We start from the raw sequence: 24884 nt of genomic DNA, 5'->3' as shown, positions 1-24884 counted from the left end.
GTTCATATTCTGGAGACTCCATTGAGTTCAGCCAAAAATCTGATTTTTCATGTCCGGCCGGGAGGCTGCCTGACAGGTACCCTGCGCGTGCCGGGAGATAAATCGATCTCACACCGCTCAATCATGCTCGGTTCACTCGCAGAGGGGACGACCCAAATTACCGGTTTCCTGGAGGGAGAGGACAGCCTGGCCACCCTGCAGGCGTTTCGCGCGCTGGGCGTGGAGATCGCCGGTCCGGTGGATGGCAAAGTCACTATTCAGGGTGTCGGCATGCATGGCCTGAAAGCCCCGTCTGGTCCGCTGGACCTGGGGAACTCAGGAACCTCCATGCGCCTGTTGGCCGGGCTGCTGGCCGGCCAGGGACTGGAACTGACATTGGTTGGGGACAGTTCGCTCTCCAGTCGGCCCATGCGCCGGGTGACCGATCCTTTGCGAGCCATGGGCGCGCGGGTGGAAACCACTGAACAGGGGACCGCGCCGTTGGTGATTCACCCGGTTGATCACTTGAATGGCATCGATTACGCATTGCCGGTGGCCAGTGCCCAGATCAAGTCCTGTCTGTTGTTGGCCGGGCTCTATGCCAAGGGAACAACCCGGGTTACCGAGCCGGCTCCCACCCGGGACCATACCGAGCGCATGCTGAGCGGCTTTGGCTACCCGGTTCAACGTGTCGGGGCTACCGCTTCTCTCAACGGTGGAGGGAAACTGACCGCCTGTGACATCGACGTACCGGCGGATATCTCCTCTGCCGCATTCTTCCTGGTTGGTGCCAGTATCGCCCCCGGCTCGGATATCCTGCTGGAGCATGTGGGGATCAATCCGACACGGGAAGGGGTGATCAATATCCTGCGGCTGATGGGCGCGGATATCGAGGTTCTGAATCAGCGGGATGTGGGGGGTGAACCGGTGGCGGATCTGCGAGTGCGTTCTGCAGACCTTCACGGTATCAGGATACCTGTTGATCAGGTGCCACTGGCCATTGATGAGTTTCCGGCACTTTTCGTTGCTGCAGCCTGCGCCCGGGGAGAGACTGTTCTGACGGGCGCGGAAGAGCTTAGGGTCAAGGAGAGTGACCGGATTCAGGTGATGGCTGATGGTCTGGCATCCCTGGGTGTGGATGCGACCCCAACGCCGGACGGAATCGTGATTCAAGGCGGTTCGATTCAGGGCGGTAGGGTCGGCAGCTACGGCGATCACCGGATCGCCATGGCCTTTGCCATGGCGGCCTTGCGAGCAGAGGGGAAGATCCTCATTGATGACTGCAGCAACGTGAACACCTCATTCCCCGGATTTGTCAGGTTGGCCGGCTCCGTGGGGCTGGCTATCGACAGCGAAGAGGAGAATTGAATGGCCCCAATCATCACCATTGACGGACCGAGCGGTTCTGGTAAGGGCACCATTGCCAGCCGGCTGGCCGGCATTCTGGGCTGGCGTTGCCTTGACAGTGGAGCACTTTACCGGTTGCTTGGATACTCGGCGGAGCGGGCTGGAGTCGATCTTGATAATGCGCAACAGTTGGCCCGACTGGCGCTTAAAATGGATATTGAATTCCGGGAGGGGCTTGTACTGCTCAACGGGGAGGATGTCAGTCTGGCGATTCGTACTGAGCAGGCGGGCAATGCCGCCTCTAAAGTAGCGGCGTTGCCCGAGGTTCGAGAGGCGCTGCTGACCTGGCAGCGGGCTTGTGCCGTGGAGCCGGGGCTGGTGGCCGATGGCAGGGATATGGGCAGCGTGGTTTTCCCCCGGGCGGAGGTGAAAGTATTTCTCGACGCCAGCGCGGAGGAGCGCGCTCGTCGTCGATATAAGCAGTTGATAGAGAAGGGTTTAAGTGCTAACCTACAGAGTCTGGTTGCGGAGATTCGTGAACGGGATGATCGGGATCGTAACCGTAGCGTAGCACCACTGAAAGCCCCCGATGGGGCGTTGATTGTGGACTCAACAGCACTCTCTATTGAAGAGGTGCTGGAACTGGTGTTGGCACGGGTTCATGAAACACTGCCAAACCTGGTGTAACTGGTGGCCCGTTACAGGGCTGTTTTTTTAACTTCAACCCACGTCGACCCGGTAGTAATCAGGTCGATACAATAATCGGTTCGCCGATTAGGATTATTAACCCATGACCGAAAGCTTTGCTGAACTTTTTGAAGAGAGCGTCGCGCAAACTCAGCTGCGCACCGGTGCCATTATCGTTGGTACCGTACTGGAAATCACCAATGACGCCGTAATTGTAAATGCCGGACTGAAATCTGAGGGGGTTATCCCGAAGAGCCAGTTTTTGAACCTGGCCGGAGAGATCGAAGTCGCTGTTGGTGATCAGGTCGAGGTAGCTCTCGACGCTGTTGAAGATGGATTCGGTGCAACCCGTCTTTCTCGTGAAAAGGCCAAACGCCATCACGCATGGAAGGTCCTCGAGACAGCATTTGAAGCAGAAGAAAATGTAACCGGCCGTATCAACGGCAAGGTTAAGGGTGGATTCACTGTTGAACTGGGCGAGATCCGTGCATTCCTCCCGGGCTCACTGGTTGATGTTCGCCCTGTTCGCGATACTACCTATCTCGAGGGCAAGGATCTCGAATTCAAGGTAATTAAACTGGATCAGCGCCGCAATAACGTCGTGGTATCACGTCGTGCAGTGGTTGAGACCGAGTACAGCGCCGAACGTGAAGCGTTGCTGGAAAGTCTGCAGGAAGGCATTGAGATCAAGGGTATTGTCAAGAATCTTACTGACTATGGCGCCTTCGTGGACCTTGGCGGTATTGATGGTCTGCTGCACATTACCGATATGGCCTGGAAACGCGTCAAACATCCGTCCGAGGTGGTTGAGATCGGTGAAGAGATTTCCGTCAAGGTCCTGAAGTTCGACCGTGACAAACAGCGTGTCTCACTCGGCCTGAAACAGATGGGTGATGATCCCTGGACGAATCTGGCTCGCCGCTATCCGGAAAACACCCGCCTCTTTGGTAAGGTGACCAACCTCGCCGACTATGGTTGCTTCGTTGAGATTGAAGAGGGCGTTGAAGGTCTGGTGCACGTTTCCGAGATGGATTGGACCAACAAGAACATTCATCCTTCCAAGCTGGTTCAGCTGGGTGATGAGGTTGAGGTTATGGTCCTGGATATCGACGAGGAGCGTCGTCGTATTTCCCTGGGCATGAAGCAGTGCAAGAACAATCCCTGGGAAGAGTTTGCTGAGACCCACAAGAAGGGTGATCACGTTACCGGCAAGATCAAGTCAATTACTGATTTCGGTGTGTTCATCGGTCTGGACGGTGGCATTGATGGTCTGGTTCATCTTTCGGATATCTCTTGGGATGAAGCGGGTGAAGAGGGCGTGCGTGATTACAAGAAGGGCCAGGAACTGGAAACGGTTGTGCTCTCCGTTGATCCGGAGCGTGAGCGCATCTCCCTGGGTATCAAGCAACTCGACAAAGATCCCTTCTCCGCTTACCTGGCGAATAATGCCAAGGGCGATATCGTCAAAGGTATTATCAAAGAGGTTGATAAGCGCGGTGCGGTCGTCACCCTGGCAGAGGGTATTGAGGGCTATATTCGTGGCTCCGAAATCTCCAGGGATCGCGTAGAAGATGCACGTGCCGAGTTAAAGGAAGGGGATGAGGTCGAAGCCCGCTTCCTCGGTGTGGATCGCAAGAACCGCACTATTACGCTATCCATCAAGGCAAAGGATTTTGCCGAAGAGCAGGCAGCAATCAAGTCCTATTCAAGTGCACCAACAGGTACCGCTACACTTGGCGATATGCTGAAGGCACAAATGGATGAAGCATCCAAGAAGTGATCCGTTGCGGTAAGCGCAGTTGATCTAGGTAAGCCGGAACCCAGTATTGGGTTCCGGCCTAATCAAGGGGATTCAAAAAGAATGACAAAATCTGAATTGATTGACGTCATCGCAAAAGAACAAAGCCACCTTGCATACCGTGACGTGGAGTTGGCTGTCAAATGCATGCTGGAGCAGATGAGTCAAACCCTGGCCTCCGGGGAGCGTATCGAGATTCGGGGTTTTGGTAGCTTCTCTCTTCATTTTCGTCCACCAAGACAGGGGCGTAATCCGAAGACTGGAGCGTCAGTAGCGCTGGCAGGAAAATATGTTCCGCATTTTAAACCGGGTAAGGAGTTGCGTGAGCGGGTAAATGAAAGCGCCGCCAGCGGATCCAAAATAACCGGTTAATCACGAAATACACCCTGATGCTATTAATCTGGAAATAGCGCTCCGGATTAAATTTTCTTGGTATATGTTCGAGCTTCGAGTAACTATTCAAGAATACTTTACCCGCGGCGTGGCCGGTGGTATTCACGGCTCGTCTCGAGTCAGAGTGCCGGGGTTTGTTTCTGCTTATAGTGTATTGGAGCTTGGATAAAGCCAGGTGAAATTAAGGGGGCGCTGTTTTTCCCGCCTGTTTGTCCTGATAGGGCCAAGCGCCATCCGACCTATTCAATAAGACCATTCAATTTAGCCTGGTAAATCTTTGCAAGCTTGATCAGGTTAAGGCTTAGCCATTTCGGCATGGGCACCTTCGACACTGCGTTGTATTCAGTATCCCTGATCTGGCTGTAAATAGTCCCGGCACGTCGTATATGAAACGAGGTGCGATTTTTTCTTAGACGGATACAGCCATGGCTAATAGATAGACAGAGGTAACCACGGCCACCGATACCAGATGCAATCGGGAATCTGAGCGTGAAGGCTTATTGTTCGGAGTGCACGCCATTAGACTGGAAATCTGATTGCGAACCTGATCCTGCATGATATAACCATTTTTATATTTCATGGTGCGTACCTAACGTAGTGGGTCATCTTTAAGGTTAATTGCGACAATCTTTCCCTGGTATGCCGCACGCCAGGACGGTCCTTGTTCTCTAATGGTTCTATGATAGTACAAAGAGAACGAAAATAGAACATTTGTTTTGCAGAAAGAGATATGGAATTAAAAGCCTTGATTTTGAACGCATAAACCAGATTTCATCCTGATGCGTGATCGAATGAACAGATCTCTGGCAGGGACAGAATAATCTCCTATATAATCGGTGCAGAATTTTATGTGAAGTAGTGATGCTATGCAGAACCTTGATATTGATGCCTGTATAGAGGCGATCTGTAACAAAGGATGTCAGGCAGTGAGGCGTGAAATCCAGCTGCTAGAGCAGGGTCAGACCCTGCCGGAGCTGTCTCATCTCAGTCTGAAAGCACGCCAGTCAGTGCTGGAGGAGCTCAAAACAATCATGTCTGTTTATGGAAATAGCTGCAGAGTTTAGCGGTGATAGGCTATATATCCAGAAAATCTGAATAATTAATTCACCAAAATATTGATCACCACATTGAGCCGAGCCTTCTAGCCCGGCTCTGTTTTTTGTGCATGGGTTAGAACCAGGCACATAACCGGAATCAGAGCTGTCATGCAGAAAATTATTAGCCAGATTGCTGAAGAGTTGAGTGTAGCGATACCCCAGGTAATGGCGGCGGTAGGGCTACTGGACGAGGGTGCAACCGTGCCATTCATCTCCCGCTACAGAAAGGAGAAAACCGGTGGCCTGGATGATGCCCAACTGCGGAATCTGGAAGAACGCCTCGGATATCTGCGTGAGCTTGAGGATCGACGTGAGACCGTGCTTAACAGTATCCGGGAACAGGGCAAACTGACGGAGGCACTTGAGCGGGATATTGTTACCGCAGAGACCAAAACCCGACTGGAAGATCTCTATCTGCCATACCGGCCCAAGAGAAGGACCAAGGCGCAGATCGCACGGGAGGCGGGTATTGAGCCGCTGGCGGAAAAGCTGCTGTCTGATCCGACGCTCGATCCGCTAGTCGAGGCGTCCGGCTATCTGAATAAGGAGGCCGGCTTTACCGATGACAAACTGGTGCTTGACGGGGCCCGGCAGATTCTCATGGAACGCTTTGCGGAGAATGCCGAACTGCTTGGTGCGTTACGTGACTATCTGTGGGACCAGGGTGTTCTCAAGTCACAGCTGGTTAAGGGAAAGGAACAAGACGCGGCCAAGTTCAAGGATTACTTTGAATATGCGGAACCGATTCGCCAGGTCCCATCCCATCGGGCGTTGGCGCTATTTCGCGGACGAAATGAGGGCTTACTGAATCTCGAACTGGTGGTTGATGAGGAGATATCAGGCACAACACCTTGTGAAATCACCATAGCCCGCAAGGTTGGTGTTGAAGATCAGGGGCGTGCCGCAGATGCCTGGTTGAAGGAGTGTGTGCGCTGGGCATGGCGTGTGAAAATATTCAGCCATCTCGACCTGGAACTAAAAATGCGCCTGCGGGAGGCTGCTGAAGAAGAAGCTATCAAGGTATTTGGGCATAATCTAAATGACCTGCTGTTGGCGGCTCCGGCGGGTAATTTGCCGATTCTAGGGCTTGACCCTGGTCTGCGAACGGGCGTCAAGGTGGCAGTAGTGGATGCTACTGGCAAAGTGCTTGATACGGATACTATCTATCCGCATGCCCCCAAAAACCGCTGGGACGCCTCTATCGCTTCACTGGCTACATTGGCAAAGTGCCATGGCGTACGCCTTGTGGCTATCGGTAATGGTACGGCCTCACGGGAAACCGACCGGCTGGTCGCCGATATGATCAAGCGTCATCCCGAACTGAAGTTGCAGAAGGTTATGGTGAGCGAAGCGGGCGCCTCGGTCTATTCCGCTTCCGAGCTGGCGTCGGCTGAATTGCCTGACCTTGACGTGACCCTGCGTGGGGCCGTATCAATCGCCAGGCGGCTCCAGGACCCACTGGCGGAACTGGTAAAGATCGAACCCAAGGCAATTGGTGTCGGCCAATACCAGCATGACGTGAATCAAACCCGCCTGGCCCGACAACTGGATAATGTGGTGGAAGATTGCGTGAACTCGGTCGGTGTCGATATCAATACTGCCTCTCCTGCGCTGCTCGGACAGGTTTCCGGATTGAACAAAACCCTGGCGGAGAACATTGTCAGATATCGTGATGAACACGGTGCATTCAAGGACCGCCGCCTGCTGTTGAAAGTGCCCAGACTCGGCGACAAGAGCTTCGAGCAGGCTGCCGGTTTTCTCCGGATCAATGCCGGCGACAATCCGCTGGATGCGTCTGCCGTTCATCCGGAAGCCTATCCGGTTGTTGAGCGGATATTGCTCAAGGCGGGGCGTCGCATCCAGGATGTCATTGGTGACAAGGCATTTCTTGGCACACTCAAGCCTGAGCAGTTTACAGATGAAAAATTTGGCGTACCGACCGTCACGGATATTATCTCTGAGTTGGAAAAGCCGGGACGGGATCCGCGTGGCGAGTTCAAAACAGCCAGTTTTCAGGAAGGCATTGAGAAAGTGGCCGATCTGAAACCTGATATGGTGCTGGAGGGTGTTGTCACTAATGTGACCAATTTCGGGGCGTTTATCGATATTGGCGTTCATCAGGACGGATTGGTACACATCTCTGCCATGTCTGAAAAGTTTATCAAGGATCCACGAGAGGTGGTGAAGGCCGGTGATCTGGTAAAAGTGAAGGTAATGGAGGTGGATGTCGTTAGAAAACGTATTGGCCTGAGCATGCGATTGTCTGACCAGAGCAACACCGACAACAGAAACAAAAGTCCTAATAAATCTGCTGGCAAAGCGTCGTCCAAGTCCGAACAGAGGCCGACCAGGCAGCAAACTCGAAATACACCTCCCTCTGGAGGAGCGATGGCTGCCGCGCTTGGTGATGCGCTAAAAAAACGGCGTTAGGGTGTTTTATTCCAACTAACCATTCACTCTGTGTATACTTTATCGGTATTCAAAACCAATAAGATTTAGCGAAGGTTTTTTCAGAAGTTGCGGATAGCACTCAGAATAGAGGTAGGAACTGAGAAAGGTGCGCGTGAGGGGGTGCCGGCACTGTTACGCCTGCTGGATGAGCACCAGATTAAGGCCACTTTCTTTTTTAGCCTTGGTCCTGACTATTCGCGTTATCCATTCAGTGATCATATCCCCCGAATAATCAGGCAGCAGTTGCCGGTTTCCTACATCGGTAAGCGGTGTCGAGACAATCTCCGGGCGGTGGCAGATGCCGGTCATGATATCGGTATTTCTTCCTTTACCGCATCCGATTGGAAGCGTGATGTAGCTTTTCAGACTGCCGATTGGACCCATAGTGAAATGCTGCTCGCCTGTGATGCATTTAACAAGCTGTTTGGCAGAGCGCCTCGCTGTTTTGCTGCAATGGGATGGCAGATCAATCCTTATGTGTTGAGTGAAGAGGAAGCGCTTGGGTTTGATTTTGCGTCCGATGTGCGTGGGCATCATATTTTTCTACCTGAATCACAAGGGGTTCGTTCGAGCTGTCCCCAGATACCTACAACCCTTCCGACGCTGGATGAGCTGCTAACTCAGGAAGAGGTTAACCATGAGAACTTGCATCAGTATCTTTATGCGGCTTGTCAGCGAATTATGCCCAATGGCGAGGTATTCAGTTTGTCCGCGGAGAGAGAGGGCGGGAGTCTTCTCAAGGTTTTTGAGCGACTGCTGGTGATGTGGAAAGGGGGGCAGTGGGAGATCCGCTCCATGAGTGAACTTTTCAGCAGGATTGCGGATGTATCCCTGAATCGGCACCTTGTCGGTTGGGGGACCGTAGACGGGCGCACACAGCATGTTGCAATGCAGAGTACACCCCTGTGACATGTTCGGTCTATCGGCCAGAATATCTGTACTGGTAAATTGACGGGGGAAAGTGTGTGCCATTACCGCTACGTCTAAGAAACAGTGAGCTTAGGGGGCTGATTTATGTCGCCCCATCAAAGATTCATGGTAAAGGTGTTTTTGCCAGGCAGGAGTTGTCAAAGGGCGAGTATATAGGTACTTATCACGGCCCGGTCGCCCGGCGAAATGGTACCTATGTGCTTTGGGTCTATGAGCCGGATGATGATGAGAATGCAATCGGGCGCAGTGGTAAAAATCTTCTGCGCTATCTTAACCACAAAATACCGGGCAATGCTGAATTTGACGGATTTGATCTATATGCCAGAGTGACAATCAGGCCTGATGAAGAGATCACCTTTGATTATGGAGCGGAATGGCCTGTATCTGGATGACAGGAAATAGCGGCTGTTTTAGTGATACCGCCTCATTTGACCAACCAGGATGCCTTGTATCTGCACTTGGTCCGGTGCATAGGTCATTGGTGACAGGCTTGCATTGGCAGGGTGCAGGATTACGCGATCCGGTTTTTGCTCTATACGTTTGAGAGTCGCATCGCTTCCATCAACCAGGGCAACGACAATTTCTCCGTTACGCGCATGATCACGCTGTTCAATGATGATCTGATCACCATCCAGAATACCCTCTTCAATCATGGAGTCACCCTTGACCTGAAGGACATAACAGGGCCGATTGGTATGTAAATAGTCCGGCACCTCGATCGTTTCTTGCTGTTCAACCGCTTCAATGGGGTGGCCTGCAGCAATATAGCCGAGGAAGGGCAGTCCCTGGGCTTCATCCTGACTCTGGCCGCTAAGTCGTATACCCCGCCGGCGATTATTCATGGGTTCAATCAATCCGGCATCAATCAGTGCCTGGATCTGTTTATGCAACGAACCTTTGGAACTGAGTCCAAGCGCATTGCATAGTTCGTCCAGCGTTGGGGGATGGGGAAACTTATCCAGATTAGCTTGCAGGTAGTCATATATTTCCTGCTGTCTGCGTGTCAGATGATCAATCATACAAGGCTCCCTGTTCTATTGTTGTTCTATTATAGCCAAAAGAGAACAAATGGGAAACAGGTGTCCCGAATTTAGTGGGTCAGTTGATTAATTAATCTGTAATGGTGTGGAACTACCGTGTTGTGTCCCCCATCATGAGCCTGTGTGGCGCTTTAAATTAGAATCCACTCGATTGATGGGGGAGGCAACATTAAGAGAGATCAGGGGGGACCTGTTCGATAGTATGCTAATGATGGGACGCCACTTTTAATCGACCGGCGGGGCGTTTTTTATCAGTGGTAATCCCGGCATGGAGGTAATCTATCTGTATGCCTGATCTCCGGCGATCCTGTTTGCGTTTTTCACTGATGTCACGGGAGATCTGTTCGAGCGAAGTTCGTCTTCTGTCCCGTTTCGTTGACCGCCGGAAGAATTTCCTGACTTCAACTTTTTTGGTTTTGAATATCTCACCGTTAAGTCTGTTTATCAGGCTAAGGGCCGCAGAAGGGGGGTCAACATGGACGATACCGTGATACTCAACCTGTTTGGTTTTGGGATTGTCAATGCGGCAGATATCACAATGACCAAGCGTACCTATAGGTGAAAATTGCAGCAGATACCATTTTGGTCTTAATGCTTCGGAAACGAACTGCATGAGGTCAAGCCGGGTAGTTGAGTTCGGCAACCTTCGAATGAAAATCTCCATGTTTCAATCCCTGTGCAGGCTATTTCAAGAATAATCCAAGTAGTTGGACATTGTTTCGTTCGAATAGATCCGGTTCCGAAATCTGCTGGAAATATCGCGCATTTGCTCAGATGGTTAGTCGAAATATAGCACCATTGACAAGTGTATTCTTAGAAAAGTGAATAATTAGGAAAAATATGCAGGTTAATTGAGGTGTGTGCCGGCGACCGTTCTTGACACGGCCGCCGGCGCTTTGGGATCAGGTTGAAAGGCACCAGATCCGAAGGTGTGCCAGATTAGCTGAGAAGTGGGGCAATGACGAGGCTGACAATGGCCATCACGTTAATCAGAATATTCATCGATGGACCCGAGGTGTCCTTAAAGGGATCACCGACAGTGTCACCGACTACCGCTGCCTTATGCACATCCGAGCCTTTGCCACCAAAATTGCCTTTTTCAATGTGCTTTTTGGCGTTATCCCAGGCGCCGCCGGCATTGGCCATCATTAATGCCAACAGAACACAGGCAAGCAACGCGCCACCGAGCATGCCCCCGAGCGCTTCGGCACCCAGAATGAAACCGATGACCATCGGTGCCGAAACGGCGATGACACCTGGAAGGATCATCTTCTTTAAAGCTGCAGTTGTCGCAATATCCACGCAGCGTGCGCTGTCGGGATCAGCAGTGCCTTCCATCAATCCCGGTATTTCGCGGAACTGGCGACGGATCTCCTTGATCATGTCGAAGGCGGCGTCACCCACGGCCGTCATGGTAATAGCGGCAATCAGAAATGGCAGAATACCACCAATGAACAGGCCGATAAGCACATCAGGATTGCTCAAGTTGAGGCTGAAGCCGGGGATGTTGGCGGAAACTGTTTCCACATAGGCGGTAATAATGGCCAGTGCGGCCAGTGCGGCCGCGCCGATGGCGAAGCCTTTACCAATTGCCGCGGTGGTATTACCCAGTTCATCCAGCGAGTCGGTAATTGCACGGGTTTCCGGCCCCAGTCCACCCATCTCGGCAATTCCGCCCGCGTTATCGGCGACTGGCCCATAGGCATCGATCGCCATGGTGATGCCCACTGTGGCAAGCATGCCAACGGCCGCGATACCCACACCATAAAGACCGACCAGGGAGCTTGATGCGAAGATTATGGCGCAGATGGTCAGGATTGGAATAACCACGGACTGCATACCGATTGCCAGTCCTGCGATCATCACGGTCGCCGGGCCTGTCTCACCGGCTTTGGCAATCTGTATGATAGGTTTGCCGGCGGTATAGTATTCGGTAACCAGACCGATGATTATCCCACCGACCGCACCGGACAGCACAGCTCCCCAGATGGCGGCTGAAACACCGATCATCTTAATCAGCGCCAGCGAGGCGATGATGAACAGTATGGTTGCACCAATGGTACCGATGCGCAGGGCAACTTCAGGACTTTTTGCAGAGTATTTGCGCACCAGCAGAATACCCCCAATGGAACAGATGAGACCCAGAGAAGCGAGAGCCAGGGGCAGGAACATCAGGTCCGCCTGCTTGCCGAGTGGGTCGAGGACGTCCACCGTCATGGTGGATGCGATTGCGATGGTCGCAATCATGGCGCCGCAATAGGATTCGAAGATATCGGATCCCATGCCGGCCACATCGCCGACATTGTCGCCGACATTGTCGGCAATAACACCGGGATTACGTGGATCATCCTCGGGAATGCCCGCCTCGATCTTACCAACCAGGTCGGCGCCCACATCGGCTGACTTGGTAAATATACCACCGCCAACACGGGAGAAGAGGGCCACGGTAGAGGCACCCATGCCGAAACCGTGTATGGCATGAGCGGTTTCCGGGTCTCCGCCGAAGAAGAGATAAAGCGTGCCGAGTCCAAGCAGACCCAGAGATGCGACCGACAGGCCCATGATAGAGCCGCCGAAGAAGGCAATGGAGAGGGCCTCGGATGCGCCTTTTTCATGAGCCGCCGTGGTGGTTCTCACGTTCGCCTGGGTAGCCGAGAACATCCCGATATAGCCAGCCAGCGCAGAGGCGCTGGCGCCCACGACAAAGGCAAAGGCGGTTTTAACCCCGAGCATGAATAGCAGCAACACAACCAGAATGGCTGAAAATGTCCCCAGCATTTTGTATTCGCGCCGCATGAAGACCATGGCGCCTTCATGTATCGCTTCTGCTATTTTGGTGACTTTTTCGTTGCCGGTCTCATACTGCATGACCAGTTTGTAGATCTTAAAGGCCACGAATAGGCCCAGGACCCCCAGTAATGGTGGTAATAAGTTACTTAAACTCATTTATCCCCTCGTTTTTTTTATTCAACATAAAAACAATCGTCCGGGTTTAATGGCAATGAACGACATCAACCCCTGATTAAACGATCCTGATACAAGACAATTGGAACAACGGAATCACACAGTTTTCGGTGTTGCAAGATAAAATACTCGAATAGCCAGATTAATAAAAGCAATCAGAAGTATATCTGAATCCAGTTCCATTGACAGTCCCTGACGGGGTAAAAGTTTGCTGTATGTCAATGAATTACAGTGCTGTCGGGAGGGGGAGGAGCCAGGCTCCTCCCATTCTGAAGGTCTGGGTTAATAGCCGGGTTTTGCCAGTTCCGATAGCAGATTGTGTTCCTGATCCGGATGGCTGTTTTCCCAGTGGTCAAAGTAGACCAGGTCCTGAAGTGGCAACCGGTCGCGCCAGCCTGCGCTCTTCAACTCTGGTTCAGTAAAGAAATGTTCTACATAGCCCACGCACAGGTAGGCGACGGGGGTCACTTGTTGTGGCAGATTCAGTAGTTGTTTCAGTTTTGACCGGTCGAAAATGCTGACCCAACCGACACCCACGCCTTCACTTCGCGCGGCAAGCCAGAGATTCTGCACGGCACAGACGCTGCTATAGATGTCCATCGCCATGTCGTGGGTCCGTCCGATCACCACGGGGCCGGCGCGCTCCCGGTCACATGTGATGACCAGATTGATCGGTGATTCCAGAATCCCTTCCAGCTTGAGTGTACTGTAGATACGCCTTTTCTCCACTGTCTCAAACATCTCCCCGGCTTCCTGGTTGGCTTCCAGGAATAACTCGTGAACCCGTTGCTTGATCTCCTGTGAGCGAATCAGCATAAAATTCCATGGTTGCATATAACCGACTGATGGAGCATGGTGTGCCGCTTTTAGAATCCGTGCCAACACCTCATCTGGAACAGGGTCAGACTTGAATTGTCCCCTGACATCCCGACGAGAGTAGATGGTTTTATACAGGGCGTCGCGCTCGGCATTGCTGAAAACGATTTCTGGTTGTTTGCTAATTGATTGATTTTCCATAATATTCCCCTTGGTTGGAAAATCCTGGATACTTGGCCAGGTATCCATCGTGGTGAGGCTTCAGGCCGGTCTTCTGACTTAGGATCGACTTTTACGGGCGCCTTCCCGGACACAATGGCCAGTGGCTGACGGCTGTCTGCGAAAGACAGGTCTACCGGTAAAATCCCCATTACAGCGTTGGGCACGTAGCGGAATTCCACCGCTTTCCCGATTCTCCCGGCCGTCAGTGGCCGGGCACCTGAAGTTATGTTGAGCCTGTAATCTTACAGGTTTTGGTCCGGAAGTTTACCTTCGAATATTTGAACCCCATAATGAGCGCCTTTTGATCTTAATGGTGGCCAAAACGTGAAACAGTTAATCCTTGGCGGCGCCCGGTCAGGCAAGAGCACGCTGGCGGAACGATTGGCAACAGAGTCCTCCGAGGAGGTGATCTATATCGCCACGGCCACATTGGCACAGAGTGATATCGAGATGGAGCGGCGGATCCGGGCCCACCGTGATCGAAGACCCGATGCCTGGCAACTGATTGAAGAGCCGTTGAATCTTGCCGAAGCCCTCCGCCAGAATTGTGCAACGGGACGGTTTCTGATTGTGGATTGCCTGACGCTCTGGCTCTCCAATATTTTGCTGGTGGATGAGGGACGGCAGTTTAACCAGCAGACGACGGCACTGTTATCGGTTCTGCCCGAACTGCGAGGCAACCTGATTCTGGTCAGTAACGAGGTGGGCCTTGGGATTGTACCGTTGGGGGAGCTATCCCGGCGTTTTCAGGATGAGTCCGGCTGGTTGCATCAGCAGGTGGCCAAGCTGTGCGACAGGGTCATATTAACCGTGGCGGGTCTGCCACTGATACTTAAAGGGGATGCGATTTGAAACCAGACTGGCTGAATGATCCGGTAGTCCAACCGGACCAAACCTTGATCGGAATTGCGACAGAGCGGCAGAAACAGCTTACCAAGCCGGCCGGCTCATTGGGTGAGCTGGAGGCGTTGGCCATTCGCCTGGCTGCCCTGCAGGGCAGGGAGTTCCCCAGGGTGGATAAGGTGTGGATAACGGTTTTTGCCGGGGATCATGGTGTCGCCGCATCAGGGGTTTCCGCCTTTCCCCAAGAGGTGACTGTGCAGATGGTGGCCAATTTTTCCGCTGGTGGGGCTGCCATCAGTGTATTGTCGGATTCGCTTGGTGCCACACTGGAGGTGGTCGATGTCGGTACAGTGGTCGAACCCGGCGATCTGCCCGGTGTCATCAGCCACAGGGCCGGAGCGGGAACCGCCAATCTGCACTATCAGGATGCCATGACCCATGAGCAGCTCGCAGTGGCAGTAAATGCCGGTCGCGCCGCTGTCCTCAGGGCCAGAGAGCAGGGCGCCGATCTGTTTATCGGCGGCGATATGGGGATCGGCAACACCACTGCGGCAGCGGCCCTGGGTTGTGCGCTGCTTCGAGCAGATCCTGAGCAGTTGGCGGGGCCCGGGACCGGACTTGATCAGCGCGGTGTGGCGCATAAAGCCGCACTGTTGAGAGAGGCGCTGTCCCGGTACAAGGATCTTGAGAGTCAGCCATTAGAGGCGCTTCGTTGCCTGGGTGGATTTGAGATTGCCGCCCTTGCCGGCGCTTACCTCAGTTGTGCCCAGTCGGGCATGCCTGTGCTGATCGATGGCTATATCACCACTGCCGCTGCACTGGTGGCTGTGCAACTACAGCCATCAGTCAGGGAGTGGCTGTTGTTCTCCCACCAGTCGGCCGAGCCGGGCCATCAGGCCCTGCTGCAGGCACTGGATGCCCGGCCATTGCTGGCTCTGGGCATGCGGCTGGGAGAGGGCAGTGGTGCGGCAACCGCCGTGCCATTGCTACGGGCAGCCTGCGACCTGCATAACCGCATGGCAACTTTTGCTGATGCCGGCGTGGCAGAGGGCTGACGGTGTCGTTGAGTGACTCCCAGGCCTCCCATCCGGTAACCACGATCGATCTGATTCGCCATGGTGAACCGGAAGGCGGTGTGCTGTTTCGCGGCTGGCGTGATGATCCTTTAAGTATCCTGGGATGGCAGCAGATGCGGAATGCAACTTCTGGACACTCCTCCTGGGATTTAGTGGTCGCCTCACCGTTAATACGCTGTGCGCAGTTTGCCGAAGAGTTGAGTAACAAGGCGGGCATCCCGATGATAATCGATGAGCGCCTTAAAGAGATCGGTTTTGGTGAATGGGAAGGCTGTTCACCAGAGCTCCTGTATCAGGAGTCACCGCAATTGGTGAGCGACTTCTGGAGTAATCCTGTTGAGTTCCCTCCGCCCGGTGGTGAGACGATGGCCCGGTTCCAATCCCGGGTGGAATCAGCCTGGCAGGATATCCAGTTGGCACATGCGGGACGACACCTGCTGGTTGTTGCCCATGGCGGAGTCAATCGAATGATTATCAGCACGGTGTTGAATATTCCGCTAAGTCATCTGTTCAGGCTGGAGTTGCCATATGCGGGCATCAGTCGCATCCGCATTGAACAGGGTTGCCCACGACTGGTATTTCATTGTGGATCACTCAGTTAACTGCGCAGCGGCTGCGTGGTTCATTGAATCCCGTCAATCTTGCTCTCTGGATCCAGCTTGAATTTATGATTAGACCATTTTTCTTCGCACTACAGTTTCTGACGCGACTTCCGGTTCCCGCACGGGAACCGATGCTGAGTGAAACAGAGCAGGGGAAGAGCCTGCTCTACTATCCACTGGTGGGTCTGCTCATCGGTCTGTTGCTGGTTGCGACAGGCGCTATGGCGAGCAGCGCAGATCCATTGCTACGCGCTGTTTTGTTGTTGATTGTCTGGGTGGTGGTTACCGGTGGATTGCATATTGACGGCCTTGCTGACATGGCGGATGCCTGGATAGGTGGGCAGGGTGATGCGGACAGAACCCTGGAAATCATGAAGGATCCCCAATGCGGCCCCAGTGGGGTGGTGGCCGTGGTATTACTGCTGCTGGCGAAGCTGGCCGCGCTGAACGTCCTGCTCTTGCAGGGCCGTTGGGAAGTGGTGCTACTGATTCCGATGATTGGGCGTCTCAGTCTTGTTGCCACATTTCTTTATCTGCCCTATATCCGACCTTCAGGGTTGGGTGCCACCCTTGCCGCGCATCTTCCCAGGGCTCAGGCTGAAAGGGTGTTGCTGGCTTCTGCACTGCTCTGTCTGTTTGTCCTGGGATGGTATGCAGTCGGGGTTTTGCTGTTCTGTGCTCTGTTATTTGTTGTCTGCCGACACATGATGTTGTCACGTATCGGTGGATTTACAGGAGATAGCGCGGGTGCCATTTGCGAGCTTACCGAGGCGACATCTCTGGTTGCGGCCGCACTGTTATTATGAATTTCGTCCAGATTGGATTCTGCCCTTCTACTTGAAAAGTAGTTGGCCAAATCATCCACGCGACGGAAAAGAAGCGGGGGCAGGTAAAACAGTTTTCCGGAATAACCCGCTATCCGTTCAGGATTGTCGGAGAAGAAGACGAGTGGGGGCGGTTGGGGTAGTGTTTGTGCCAGGATTCCCTAGACTGCTCTGGATGAATTCTCCACACCGTAACTTGTCGGAATATTTTACATCTAAGAAGGGCGTGCGGATTATATCGCTTATATTACATAGAGATATACTAATGGCCTAAATGTTGCAAAGGTGACTTTTATTAATAAAGCAGGATAAAGCTAATACCAATATTTGTGTAGGATGTTGCTTATCTATGCGTAGGATTGATCTCCAAGTCAACGCGTATTTATGCACAAATATTAAATTATCGGTCAGCATGTTGTGGAAATTAACTCCTAAAGTGAGTATGTGTTGGATCTGGGGACGGTCCGGTCAGGCATATAAAAGGGCAAGAGTATGAGAGTAATGCTTTACTTTGTCGCCTTTGGTTTTCTGTTTGCATTCGCTATTCCAATGCTGATCAGCACCATTGTTTACGATAACGAACAGATTTCCTGGCAGTTACGACAGGGTGCCGACCCTACCACGATCCTGGAGGAGACGGCAGCGGGTCAAGCTGGGAATAACTGCGAGGTCGAAGGGTATCGCTATCTGATAACCGATGATGGTTATCCCTATGTAAAAGATGAAAATAACCCGTATATTGCGGTACTTATCGAAGATAGAGTTGTGATCTTTATGGTTAGCGAGGCTAGTAATCTGGCCGTGCCTGTATTGGAAAAAAGGCAAATTCCAGTCGATGCCGCTAAACTCTCGTACATGCTCTCTACCTGTATTGAGAGCGATAAAAATCCCGGGATTACAAAACTTTTACTCCAGAAAGAAAAATAATTCCGTTAACTGTTATGTTTCCAACCCTGGTATTGTAATGTGCTCTGCTGCGGATACCGGAGCAACTAATCGATACAGATGAGGAATATGATTCTTTATCTTCTGGCTACAAATCCTTCGATAGAATAAGAAAAAAAAGCCTCAGGGAGTGCAATTTTTTTGTCTATCTTTAACCATGGAACTTGTTGACTTAAGTCAACGGGGGTAGGCGTAACCCTACCTAAGGGTTAAGATTACACAGTACGTTAAAAACAGCAGTGTCAAAGTTCAGCCTGGACTGGAAATGACAGGACTCTGATACCGTTTTATGTTCCAGTAGTTTTGTAGACACGTAGGCGGGGTAGAATCGTACAAACCTCGTTAAGGAAATAAAAAGCAGGGTGCAAGGGAGAGGGTATGAGCGCTCAGGGTAATCCAGACGTTCCATTGATCCGGTTCAATAACAAACAGCAGCAGCAAAGGCGTTCTGAAACCGGAAATGTGCCTGATGGTGTGGCGCCTGATGGTACTACCAATACAGGTGTCTTTTCGCGCTTTCATTCCATAAGGGGGAAGGTGCGGCTGTTCGGACACTTTTTTCATGCTCAGTTTCTGTTGCTTGCCTGTGTTGAGTATTTCTCGTTTGTGTCTGTCTACCTGTTTGTTATACCCCTTGTGGAGACTGTCAAACCGTCTGTTACGGCCATGCCTCAATGGCCCGAGGCAGCCTTTGCCGGGATGGTACTGATACTGGCAATTGCGTCCATGGGTCTTTATGACACCCGGCAAAGGGAAGGTATCAAGGGTGCACTTATTCGGTTGATGGTGGCATTTCTATCCGGTTTTCTGGCGATGGCGCTGTTGGATTCGCTTTTCCCCCTGTTCACAGAAGAGCCAAGCCATATCGCTAAATTTGTCCTGGTAGCCTTTATCTACTCCATAGCATTAAGGATATATTTCTATAAGTTTGTTGATGGCAATATCCTGCAGCGACGGGTCATGGTTGTTGGCGCCGGTAAGCGGGCAGCTACCATTAATAAACTCAGGCGCAAGACGGATAAAAGGGGGTTTGAACTGGTCGGATTCGTACGGACCTCCAGTGAAGAGGTGGTGCAGGTAGGAAATCAGAAGCTACTCGATATCGACGACGATATTCGAAACTTTGCGATTCAGAATCATATTGACGAAATTATTATTGCACCAGATGACAGACGTAGAAAATTACCACTCGACGGTCTTATTGATTGCCGCATGAGTGGAATATCAATTACTGATCTGCTTGACTTTTTTGAACGGGAAACGGAAAAAATACGACTCGATCTCATTCAGCCAAGCTGGCTGATTTATACCGATGGGTTTAAGCGGAATATTCTCCGCGCGGCGACCAAACGTACGTTTGATATCCTTATAAGTGCCGTGATGCTGGTGATCTGCTCGCCAGCGATGGTGCTTACTGCCGTGGCTATTCTGCTGGAAAGCAAGGGGAGAGGGGCAGTTTTATATCGCCAGGAACGCGTCGGGCGTGATGGTAGATGTTTTAATCTCTACAAATTTCGCAGTATGTGTACAGATGCGGAGCAGGATGGGGTAGCCCGATGGGCTCAACAAAACGACTCTAGAATCACCCGTGTCGGGTCCTTCATAAGAAAATACAGATTGGACGAGTTACCCCAGTTGTGGAATATTTTTGTCAGTGATATGAGTCTTGTCGGCCCCAGACCGGAACGTCCTGAATTTGTGGAACAGCTCTGCAAGGTAAACGCGCTGTACAAGGAACGCCACCGGGTAACGCCAGGATTAGCCGGTTGGGCGCAGGTATGCTACCCCTACGGCGCATCCAAGAAAGACTCAATGGAAAAGCTGCAATACGACCTCTACTATGTGAAAAATCATGGGCTGCTGTTTGACTTTTACATACTGGTACAGACCGCGGAGATCATTTTTTTCAAGAAGGGTGTGCGGTAGAGAGCCAGCCAGCTATTGTCAGTTTTTACGGCTTGATGTCGTATTTTTCCATTAAACTGTAGAGAGTTGGGCGCGTAATACCTAAATTTTTTGCTGTCTCGGAAATGTTTGAGTCAGCATGATTCAGTGCCCGCAGAATAGCCTTTCGTTCAGCTTCCCGACGAACCTGCTTTAGATTTAGCGGTGTAGACTCTTCATCCGGTGCGGCGAGTTCAAGGTCTTCAATCGTTATCAGCGAGCTTTCAGCCATGATGACAGCGCGTTTAACCCGACTCTCTATTTCACGCACATTGCCCGGCCAGTCGTAGTGTTCAATGGCAAGAATAGCGTTTTTCTCAAAACCGTTTATCTGTTGATTGTACTCTTTGCTGAAACGCTCAAGAAATGCCTTGGCTAACAGTAACGCGTCTCCTTCACGCTCCTTTAATGGCGGTATTTTTATCGTAACTTCGCTGATTCGGTAATAAAGGTCTTCCCTGAATCGCCCCTCTTCAATCAGATTCTGAATATTCTGGTGAGTTGCACAGATAATTCTTACGTCTATAGGGATTTCCTCACGTCCCCCAATCCTCTCCAGGATACGTTCCTGTAGAAAACGGAGTAGCTTGGCCTGGAGATCAAATGGCAGATCGCCAATCTCGTCGAGGAACAGGGTACCTCCATTAGCGTACTCTATTTTGCCCTTGGTCTGTTTCGAGGCGCCGGTGAATGCGCCTTTCTCATAACCGAAAAGTTCACTTTCCAGCAGGTTTGCCGGTATGGCTGCGCAGTTGATGGCGACCATTTTATGATCAGACCGTGGACTGAGTTCGTGCAGGGCCTGCGCAAATAACTCCTTTCCGGTGCCACTGGCGCCAAGTAATAGGGTTGTTATATTGGATGGCGCGACCTTTTCGATTGTTCTGCAAACCTTAAGCATTTCCGGGCTGGTTGCAATGATGCCATTGAGGGGAGTACCGGACCGATTCTGTTGAAGTTTGATATTTTCCTGTTCGAGTTCATTTACATGATAGGCACGCTTAACAATTAGTGACAGAATTTCCGGCTCAACTGGCTTCTGGCAGAAATCATAGGCGCCAAGGGCAATTGCCTTAACGGCGTTTGTACGGTCATTGTCCCCGGTTACAACGATAATTTTTGTGCCCGGGGCAAGTGCGAGGATCTCTTCCAGTGTGGCAAGGCCCTCGCTGACGCCACCAGGGTCGGGGGGCAATCCCAGGTCAAGCGTCACAACCGCTGGCTGGTGACGGCGGATCTGTGTGATAGCCTCCTCCCTGTCTCCGGCCATCAGCACCTCAAAATCATCGAAACACCATCTTAGTTGACTCTGTAGGCCTTCATCATCCTCAACGATTAACAGGTACTTATTCAAATCCGCCACTGGTTACCTCACTCTTGTAATTTTTTTTGTGTCTGTCTTGTACGGAGCTACTCTGTAGGCTTTGCATAGGGTAGGGTGATACGAAAAACCGACCCTTCTCCTGGTGTGCTTGTTACGCTGATATCGCCATTCAGGCTACGAATATACTCGCGGCTTTCATACACCCCGATCCCCATTCCTGTCAGGCCCTTGGTAGAGTCAAAGGGGTGGAAGAGGCGCTGTTTTATAAATTCCTGGTCCATGCCAGTCCCGTTGTCTTTAACTTCCACGACCGCCTGATCTGAGATTCGTGTTATGTCGATGATAACATGTCCGTCATTCGGTGTGGCGTCCTGGGCATTCTGGATGATATGACCGAACACTGTCGCCAGCTGTTCCTTATCGGCGTGGACAAAAAGTTTATTCGGGACTGGATGGAGTTCAGGCGCGGGCTTTCTTGTGGCATGTGTAGTGGTTACATCTGCCAGTAGTAAACCCAGATCGATACGCTGTGAGCCGCTGCCTCGCATACCACTCTTCATCTGTTCCATCAGATTGGTCATACGCTTGACTGAGTTTCTGACGGTACTGATTACATCATCGACAAACTCTGGTTTGTGTTTGTGTCGCTCGGCATTGGAAACAATCAGCGACTGTTGCGCGAGAATATTCTTGAGATCATGCACAACATAGGCGGATAGCCGATTGAAGGCCTCAAACTGGCGTGCCTGGGTCAATGCCTTTTCAGATAGATGTTGCGCCAGATGGCTGGCGGCCTGTTGTCCGGCCATTTTTAACAGATCCCTGTCTTCCCAGTTGATTGAGCGTTGTGACTGGGAGCGTGAAATGATGATAAATCCAAACACTTTGGTTTTGAAAAGCAGCGGAACAATCAACCAGGCATTAGGAATGGCTGTTAGCCAACCGGGTGGCGAGAATCCCTCGTAAAGATCCGGGTTCCGCCGATATTCATCCAGATCAACCAGCCACTGGTTTTTTTCCAGGAAGCTACATAGAGGGTCATGTTCTGCAGTGATTCCTATAATCGGCTCAGGCATATTCAGGCTGCTGTTGAACTCGTACTGGCCACCATCACGCCTGATCCAGAGAGACCCCCCTGTACTGTTGACCAATACCGAGATGGCTCGAATAACCCTCACAGGGACATCCTCGTCACTTTCAGCGAGTGTCTGTGTAAACCGCAACCACTCTTCCCGATAGTCATATTTGTAGTTGAAAAAGTGTTTGCTAAGAAAGACCCTGAGCTTTGCGCGAATCGTTCCGGAAAAAAGGATGATCAGGAGGAGTGCACCTGTTCCGCTCAGGAAGGCAATCTGCAGAGTAGACCCCCAAGATCCTCCGTAAAAGCGGATGTAATAGCCAGCCGAAGCCATAACCAGCAGATAAATTCCGGCCCCCATCAGGGTGATGGATTGGAATACAACATTTCTGGATATGTAGATATCCAGGGACCACTTGGGATTGCGGGCTACCGATATGGCAATCAGCGGAACCATTAAACCGTTCACGATGCCTCTGGCGTTCCACAAGGCCGGATTGAGTTGCTTGAACAGAAGCGCATCTGCAAACATGAAAAAATCGTAAGCAAAGGTGCAACCAATGCCAATGCAGAGATGCTTGATTGCCCAGCGTTGCTCGACTGCAGAGTTTCTGAATAGTTGCTCCAGCAGCAGCAGGGCAATGATGTTAAAGGCGACCCAGATTCCTAAAGTAGCGTCGCGGTTTATCAGGCTGACATTTGAAGTGAATACGGCAAACAACGGAAGCAGTACAGTAATGATACCGGCGATCACCAGAAAGGCGAAGAATAGGTTAATAGGGGTAATGCGTAAAAGGCGGCCAATCTTTTGGCTGCTGTTGGACTGAACGCTCTTCAACAAAAATAGGCACCAGAAGGTATCCCGGCCCAGCTCCAAAAGCTGCATGATGCCGGGAAAGGTTATCAGCGACAGTGCAGAAAGAGCGGAAATTCCAGCCCAGATTGTGGAAAAACTGCTGGCAAGTATCAACAAACGACCGAGTGTTCTGCCTCGCCAGGAAGTAATAAGCAGGGCAGTCAATGCGGCGTAGGCAAGGAAAGCAAAAAGATAACTGAAAAATCCTATATTCAATGCGGCTTACCCTGAATTATTTTGATTCTGGTCCATTAGATGTGTTGCAATTCCCCGGCTTCAACTGTGGTGTATCAGCATCCCGATTGTACCGTTGTGCCTGATCCTTTTTAAATACCCGGGCAACAGGTTGTACCATTAAGATTCCTTGGCCCATGTTAACTTATTATCACTGGCCCCGGGGGGGCTTTGAAAGTACAATCTGCTGAATTATTAACAGCTTGGCTGAAATGCCCCATGGCTGATTCACAATGCATCCGGGATGTCTTCAATACAGCAGGATATGAAGGGTGAGGTAGGTCTAGCAAATGTCTGCATTTATGCAAGTTCGGGACGAACTTCGGGTTAATCCACGTACATGGTTGATCACCGGTGTTGCCGGCTTTATTGGTTCAAATCTTCTGGAGGAGCTGTTACAGCTTGACCAAACGGTTGTGGGGATGGACAACTTTGCCACCGGTCATCCGCATAATCTGGAAAAAGTCCGAGCCCTGGTTAGCGAAACCCAGTGGCAGCGGTTCACCTTCCATGAGCTGGATATCAGAAACGTTGAGCACTGCAGGATAGCCACTGACGGGGTTGACTACGTGCTTCATCAGGCCGCTCTTGGCAGTGTGCCACGCTCAATTAACGATCCTTTGACAACCAATGACACCAATAGTACCGGCTTTTTGAATATGCTGGTTGCCGCCAGGGATGCCAAGGTGAAACGTTTTGTTTACGCGGCCTCTTCCTCCACCTATGGCGACCATCCGGGGTTGCCGAAGAGAGAGGAACTGATCGGCAGGCCGCTTTCGCCTTATGCTGTGACTAAATATGTGAACGAGTTATACGCGGATGTTTTTGCGCGAACCTACGGTATCGAGTCAATTGGACTGCGATATTTTAATGTGTTTGGACCGCGACAGGACCCAAAAGGCGCCTATGCTGCGGTAATTCCGCGTTGGATAGAAGAGCTCTACAGGGGCACGTCATGTCGCATTAATGGCGATGGGGAGACATCCCGGGATTTCTGCTTTATCAATAACACCGTGCAGATGAATCTGCTGGCCGCGACAACGTCCAATCCGGAAGCGGTAAATCAGGTTTACAATGTCGCATTTGGTGTCCGTACAACACTCAATCAGCTTTTTCGCGAGATCCGGGAGCGTCTTGCCCGGCACCATGAACATGTTGCCGGCGTACAGCCGGAATATGTAGAGTTTCGGGCCGGCGATGTACGGCATTCCCTGGCGGATATTTCCAAGGCGACAGCACTGCTTGGCTATGCGCCAACGCATGATCTACAGCAGGGACTGGATGTTACAACTCAATGGTTTATTGAGGAATTATCTGTAACAAACTGAAATAATTGATAAAAAATACTATTTTGCGGGCAGGTTAGTTCCCTGCAGACTCCCCAACCTTAACTCTAACCGGGGAGGGGAGGCTCAGTTTTTACAATGGCTGGCC

20 protein-coding genes and 1 riboswitch are annotated in these 24884 nt (G+C 51.5%); of the genes, 14 read left to right on the top strand and 6 right to left on the bottom strand.

Annotated elements, in window-relative coordinates; all coding sequences use genetic code 11:
• The first annotated feature begins 21 nt into the window (after window positions 1-21).
• The 7 genes from aroA to ACHZBF_RS09090 all read left to right on the top strand — a co-directional run bounded on the left by aroA (window position 22) and on the right by ACHZBF_RS09090 (window position 9074).
• On the top strand, window positions 22-1347 hold the full coding sequence (gene aroA / locus ACHZBF_RS09120) for a 3-phosphoshikimate 1-carboxyvinyltransferase (protein ID WP_321528250.1): 1326 nt from the start codon (window positions 22-24) through the stop codon (window positions 1345-1347).
• Entirely contained in the window at window positions 1348-2013 is a 666-nt protein-coding gene (gene cmk, locus ACHZBF_RS09115; protein ID WP_029133773.1) for a (d)CMP kinase, read from the top strand.
• A 103-nt stretch (window positions 2014-2116) separates the two neighbouring features.
• Window positions 2117-3793, top strand: a complete 1677-nt coding sequence (gene rpsA, locus ACHZBF_RS09110) for a 30S ribosomal protein S1 (protein WP_029133774.1) — start codon at window positions 2117-2119, stop codon at window positions 3791-3793.
• An 81-nt stretch (window positions 3794-3874) separates the two neighbouring features.
• Window positions 3875-4183, top strand: coding sequence for an integration host factor subunit beta (gene ihfB, locus ACHZBF_RS09105; protein WP_029133775.1), 309 nt, complete (start codon window positions 3875-3877; stop codon window positions 4181-4183).
• Window positions 4184-5409: 1226 nt separating this feature from the next.
• Window positions 5410-7731, top strand: coding sequence for a Tex family protein (locus ACHZBF_RS09100; RefSeq protein ID WP_321528249.1), 2322 nt, complete (start codon window positions 5410-5412; stop codon window positions 7729-7731).
• 87 nt (window positions 7732-7818) lie between these two features.
• Window positions 7819-8661, top strand: a complete 843-nt coding sequence (locus ACHZBF_RS09095) for a polysaccharide deacetylase family protein (protein WP_029133778.1) — start codon at window positions 7819-7821, stop codon at window positions 8659-8661.
• A gap of 56 nt (window positions 8662-8717) precedes the next feature.
• Complete coding sequence (locus ACHZBF_RS09090) at window positions 8718-9074, top strand: SET domain-containing protein (protein ID WP_029133779.1); 357 nt, start codon at window positions 8718-8720, stop codon at window positions 9072-9074.
• An 18-nt stretch (window positions 9075-9092) separates the two neighbouring features.
• On the opposite strand, the gene lexA is transcribed toward ACHZBF_RS09090, so the two are convergent.
• From lexA to bluB, 4 genes are all read right to left on the bottom strand, one after another.
• Window positions 9093-9698, bottom strand: a complete 606-nt coding sequence (lexA, locus tag ACHZBF_RS09085; RefSeq protein ID WP_029133780.1) for a transcriptional repressor LexA — start codon at window positions 9696-9698, stop codon at window positions 9093-9095.
• Between the two features lie 229 nt (window positions 9699-9927).
• Window positions 9928-10386, bottom strand: a complete 459-nt coding sequence (locus ACHZBF_RS09080) for an RNA recognition motif domain-containing protein (RefSeq protein WP_157606813.1) — start codon at window positions 10384-10386, stop codon at window positions 9928-9930.
• 275 nt (window positions 10387-10661) lie between these two features.
• Window positions 10662-12668, bottom strand: coding sequence for a sodium-translocating pyrophosphatase (locus tag ACHZBF_RS09075; RefSeq protein ID WP_321528248.1), 2007 nt, complete (start codon window positions 12666-12668; stop codon window positions 10662-10664).
• A 300-nt stretch (window positions 12669-12968) separates the two neighbouring features.
• Window positions 12969-13703, bottom strand: coding sequence for a 5,6-dimethylbenzimidazole synthase (gene bluB / locus ACHZBF_RS09070; RefSeq protein ID WP_029133782.1), 735 nt, complete (start codon window positions 13701-13703; stop codon window positions 12969-12971).
• Between the two features lie 46 nt (window positions 13704-13749).
• Window positions 13750-13960: riboswitch (cobalamin riboswitch) on the bottom strand.
• 88 nt (window positions 13961-14048) lie between these two features.
• Between bluB and cobU the strand changes: the two genes are divergently transcribed.
• The 6 genes from cobU to ACHZBF_RS09040 all read left to right on the top strand — a co-directional run bounded on the left by cobU (window position 14049) and on the right by ACHZBF_RS09040 (window position 19940).
• Complete coding sequence (gene cobU, locus ACHZBF_RS09065; protein WP_321528247.1) at window positions 14049-14576, top strand: bifunctional adenosylcobinamide kinase/adenosylcobinamide-phosphate guanylyltransferase; 528 nt, start codon at window positions 14049-14051, stop codon at window positions 14574-14576.
• Window positions 14573-15622 (top strand): nicotinate-nucleotide--dimethylbenzimidazole phosphoribosyltransferase, encoded by a 1050-nt coding sequence (cobT, locus tag ACHZBF_RS09060; RefSeq protein ID WP_335342964.1) that lies wholly within the window; start codon window positions 14573-14575, stop codon window positions 15620-15622. Before cobU ends, cobT begins: the two co-directional genes overlap by 4 nt.
• 2 nt (window positions 15623-15624) lie before the next feature.
• Window positions 15625-16245: a histidine phosphatase family protein gene (locus ACHZBF_RS09055; RefSeq protein WP_321528246.1), complete on the top strand. Its 621-nt coding sequence runs from the start codon at window positions 15625-15627 to the stop codon at window positions 16243-16245.
• Window positions 16246-16310: 65 nt separating this feature from the next.
• Window positions 16311-17051, top strand: coding sequence for an adenosylcobinamide-GDP ribazoletransferase (locus tag ACHZBF_RS09050; RefSeq protein WP_335342963.1), 741 nt, complete (start codon window positions 16311-16313; stop codon window positions 17049-17051).
• Window positions 17052-17570: 519 nt separating this feature from the next.
• The gene (locus ACHZBF_RS09045) at window positions 17571-17996 is read left to right on the top strand and encodes a hypothetical protein (protein WP_029133787.1); all 426 of its coding nucleotides are present in this window, start codon (window positions 17571-17573) and stop codon (window positions 17994-17996) included.
• Between the two features lie 396 nt (window positions 17997-18392).
• A complete protein-coding gene (locus ACHZBF_RS09040; protein WP_321528245.1) occupies window positions 18393-19940 on the top strand; it encodes a TIGR03013 family XrtA/PEP-CTERM system glycosyltransferase in 1548 nt (515 codons plus the stop codon).
• A 25-nt stretch (window positions 19941-19965) separates the two neighbouring features.
• Here ACHZBF_RS09040 and prsR read toward each other — a convergent pair whose 3' ends face one another.
• Window positions 19966-21312 carry a PEP-CTERM-box response regulator transcription factor gene (gene prsR, locus ACHZBF_RS09035; RefSeq protein WP_394707561.1) on the bottom strand — a complete coding sequence of 449 codons (1347 nt, stop codon included), beginning with the start codon at window positions 21310-21312 and terminating at the stop codon, window positions 19966-19968.
• A 56-nt stretch (window positions 21313-21368) separates the two neighbouring features.
• Entirely contained in the window at window positions 21369-23432 is a 2064-nt protein-coding gene (gene prsK / locus ACHZBF_RS09030) for an XrtA/PEP-CTERM system histidine kinase PrsK (protein ID WP_321528243.1), read from the bottom strand.
• A 308-nt stretch (window positions 23433-23740) separates the two neighbouring features.
• Here prsK and ACHZBF_RS09025 point away from each other — a divergent pair, with 308 nt between their 5' ends.
• Window positions 23741-24778, top strand: coding sequence for an SDR family oxidoreductase (locus ACHZBF_RS09025; RefSeq protein WP_029133791.1), 1038 nt, complete (start codon window positions 23741-23743; stop codon window positions 24776-24778).
• Window positions 24779-24884: the final 106 nt, after the last annotated feature.

Origin of the sequence: Sedimenticola selenatireducens (assembly GCF_963675335.2) — a bacterium.
Lineage (GTDB): Bacteria > Pseudomonadota > Gammaproteobacteria > Chromatiales > Chromatiaceae > Sedimenticola > Sedimenticola selenatireducens.
Note: the sequence above shows the minus strand (reverse complement) of the source record. Positions and strands in the feature narration are given on the sequence as shown.

What these genes read in the sequence shown, in the direction of transcription:
- ACHZBF_RS09025 (WP_029133791.1), top strand. Translation starts at nt 23,741, where the DNA reads ATGTCTGCATTTATGCAAGTTCGGGACGAACTTCGGGTTAATCCACGT.
- cmk (WP_029133773.1), top strand. Translation starts at nt 1,348, where the DNA reads ATGGCCCCAATCATCACCATTGACGGACCGAGCGGTTCTGGTAAGGGC.
- bluB (WP_029133782.1), bottom strand. Translation starts at nt 13,703, where the DNA reads ATGGAAAATCAATCAATTAGCAAACAACCAGAAATCGTTTTCAGCAAT.
- ihfB (WP_029133775.1), top strand. Translation starts at nt 3,875, where the DNA reads ATGACAAAATCTGAATTGATTGACGTCATCGCAAAAGAACAAAGCCAC.
- ACHZBF_RS09045 (WP_029133787.1), top strand. Translation starts at nt 17,571, where the DNA reads ATGCTTTACTTTGTCGCCTTTGGTTTTCTGTTTGCATTCGCTATTCCA.
- ACHZBF_RS09040 (WP_321528245.1), top strand. Translation starts at nt 18,393, where the DNA reads ATGAGCGCTCAGGGTAATCCAGACGTTCCATTGATCCGGTTCAATAAC.
- ACHZBF_RS09080 (WP_157606813.1), bottom strand. Translation starts at nt 10,386, where the DNA reads ATGGAGATTTTCATTCGAAGGTTGCCGAACTCAACTACCCGGCTTGAC.
- ACHZBF_RS09100 (WP_321528249.1), top strand. Translation starts at nt 5,410, where the DNA reads ATGCAGAAAATTATTAGCCAGATTGCTGAAGAGTTGAGTGTAGCGATA.
- rpsA (WP_029133774.1), top strand. Translation starts at nt 2,117, where the DNA reads ATGACCGAAAGCTTTGCTGAACTTTTTGAAGAGAGCGTCGCGCAAACT.
- ACHZBF_RS09075 (WP_321528248.1), bottom strand. Translation starts at nt 12,668, where the DNA reads ATGAGTTTAAGTAACTTATTACCACCATTACTGGGGGTCCTGGGCCTA.
- ACHZBF_RS09050 (WP_335342963.1), top strand. Translation starts at nt 16,311, where the DNA reads ATGATTAGACCATTTTTCTTCGCACTACAGTTTCTGACGCGACTTCCG.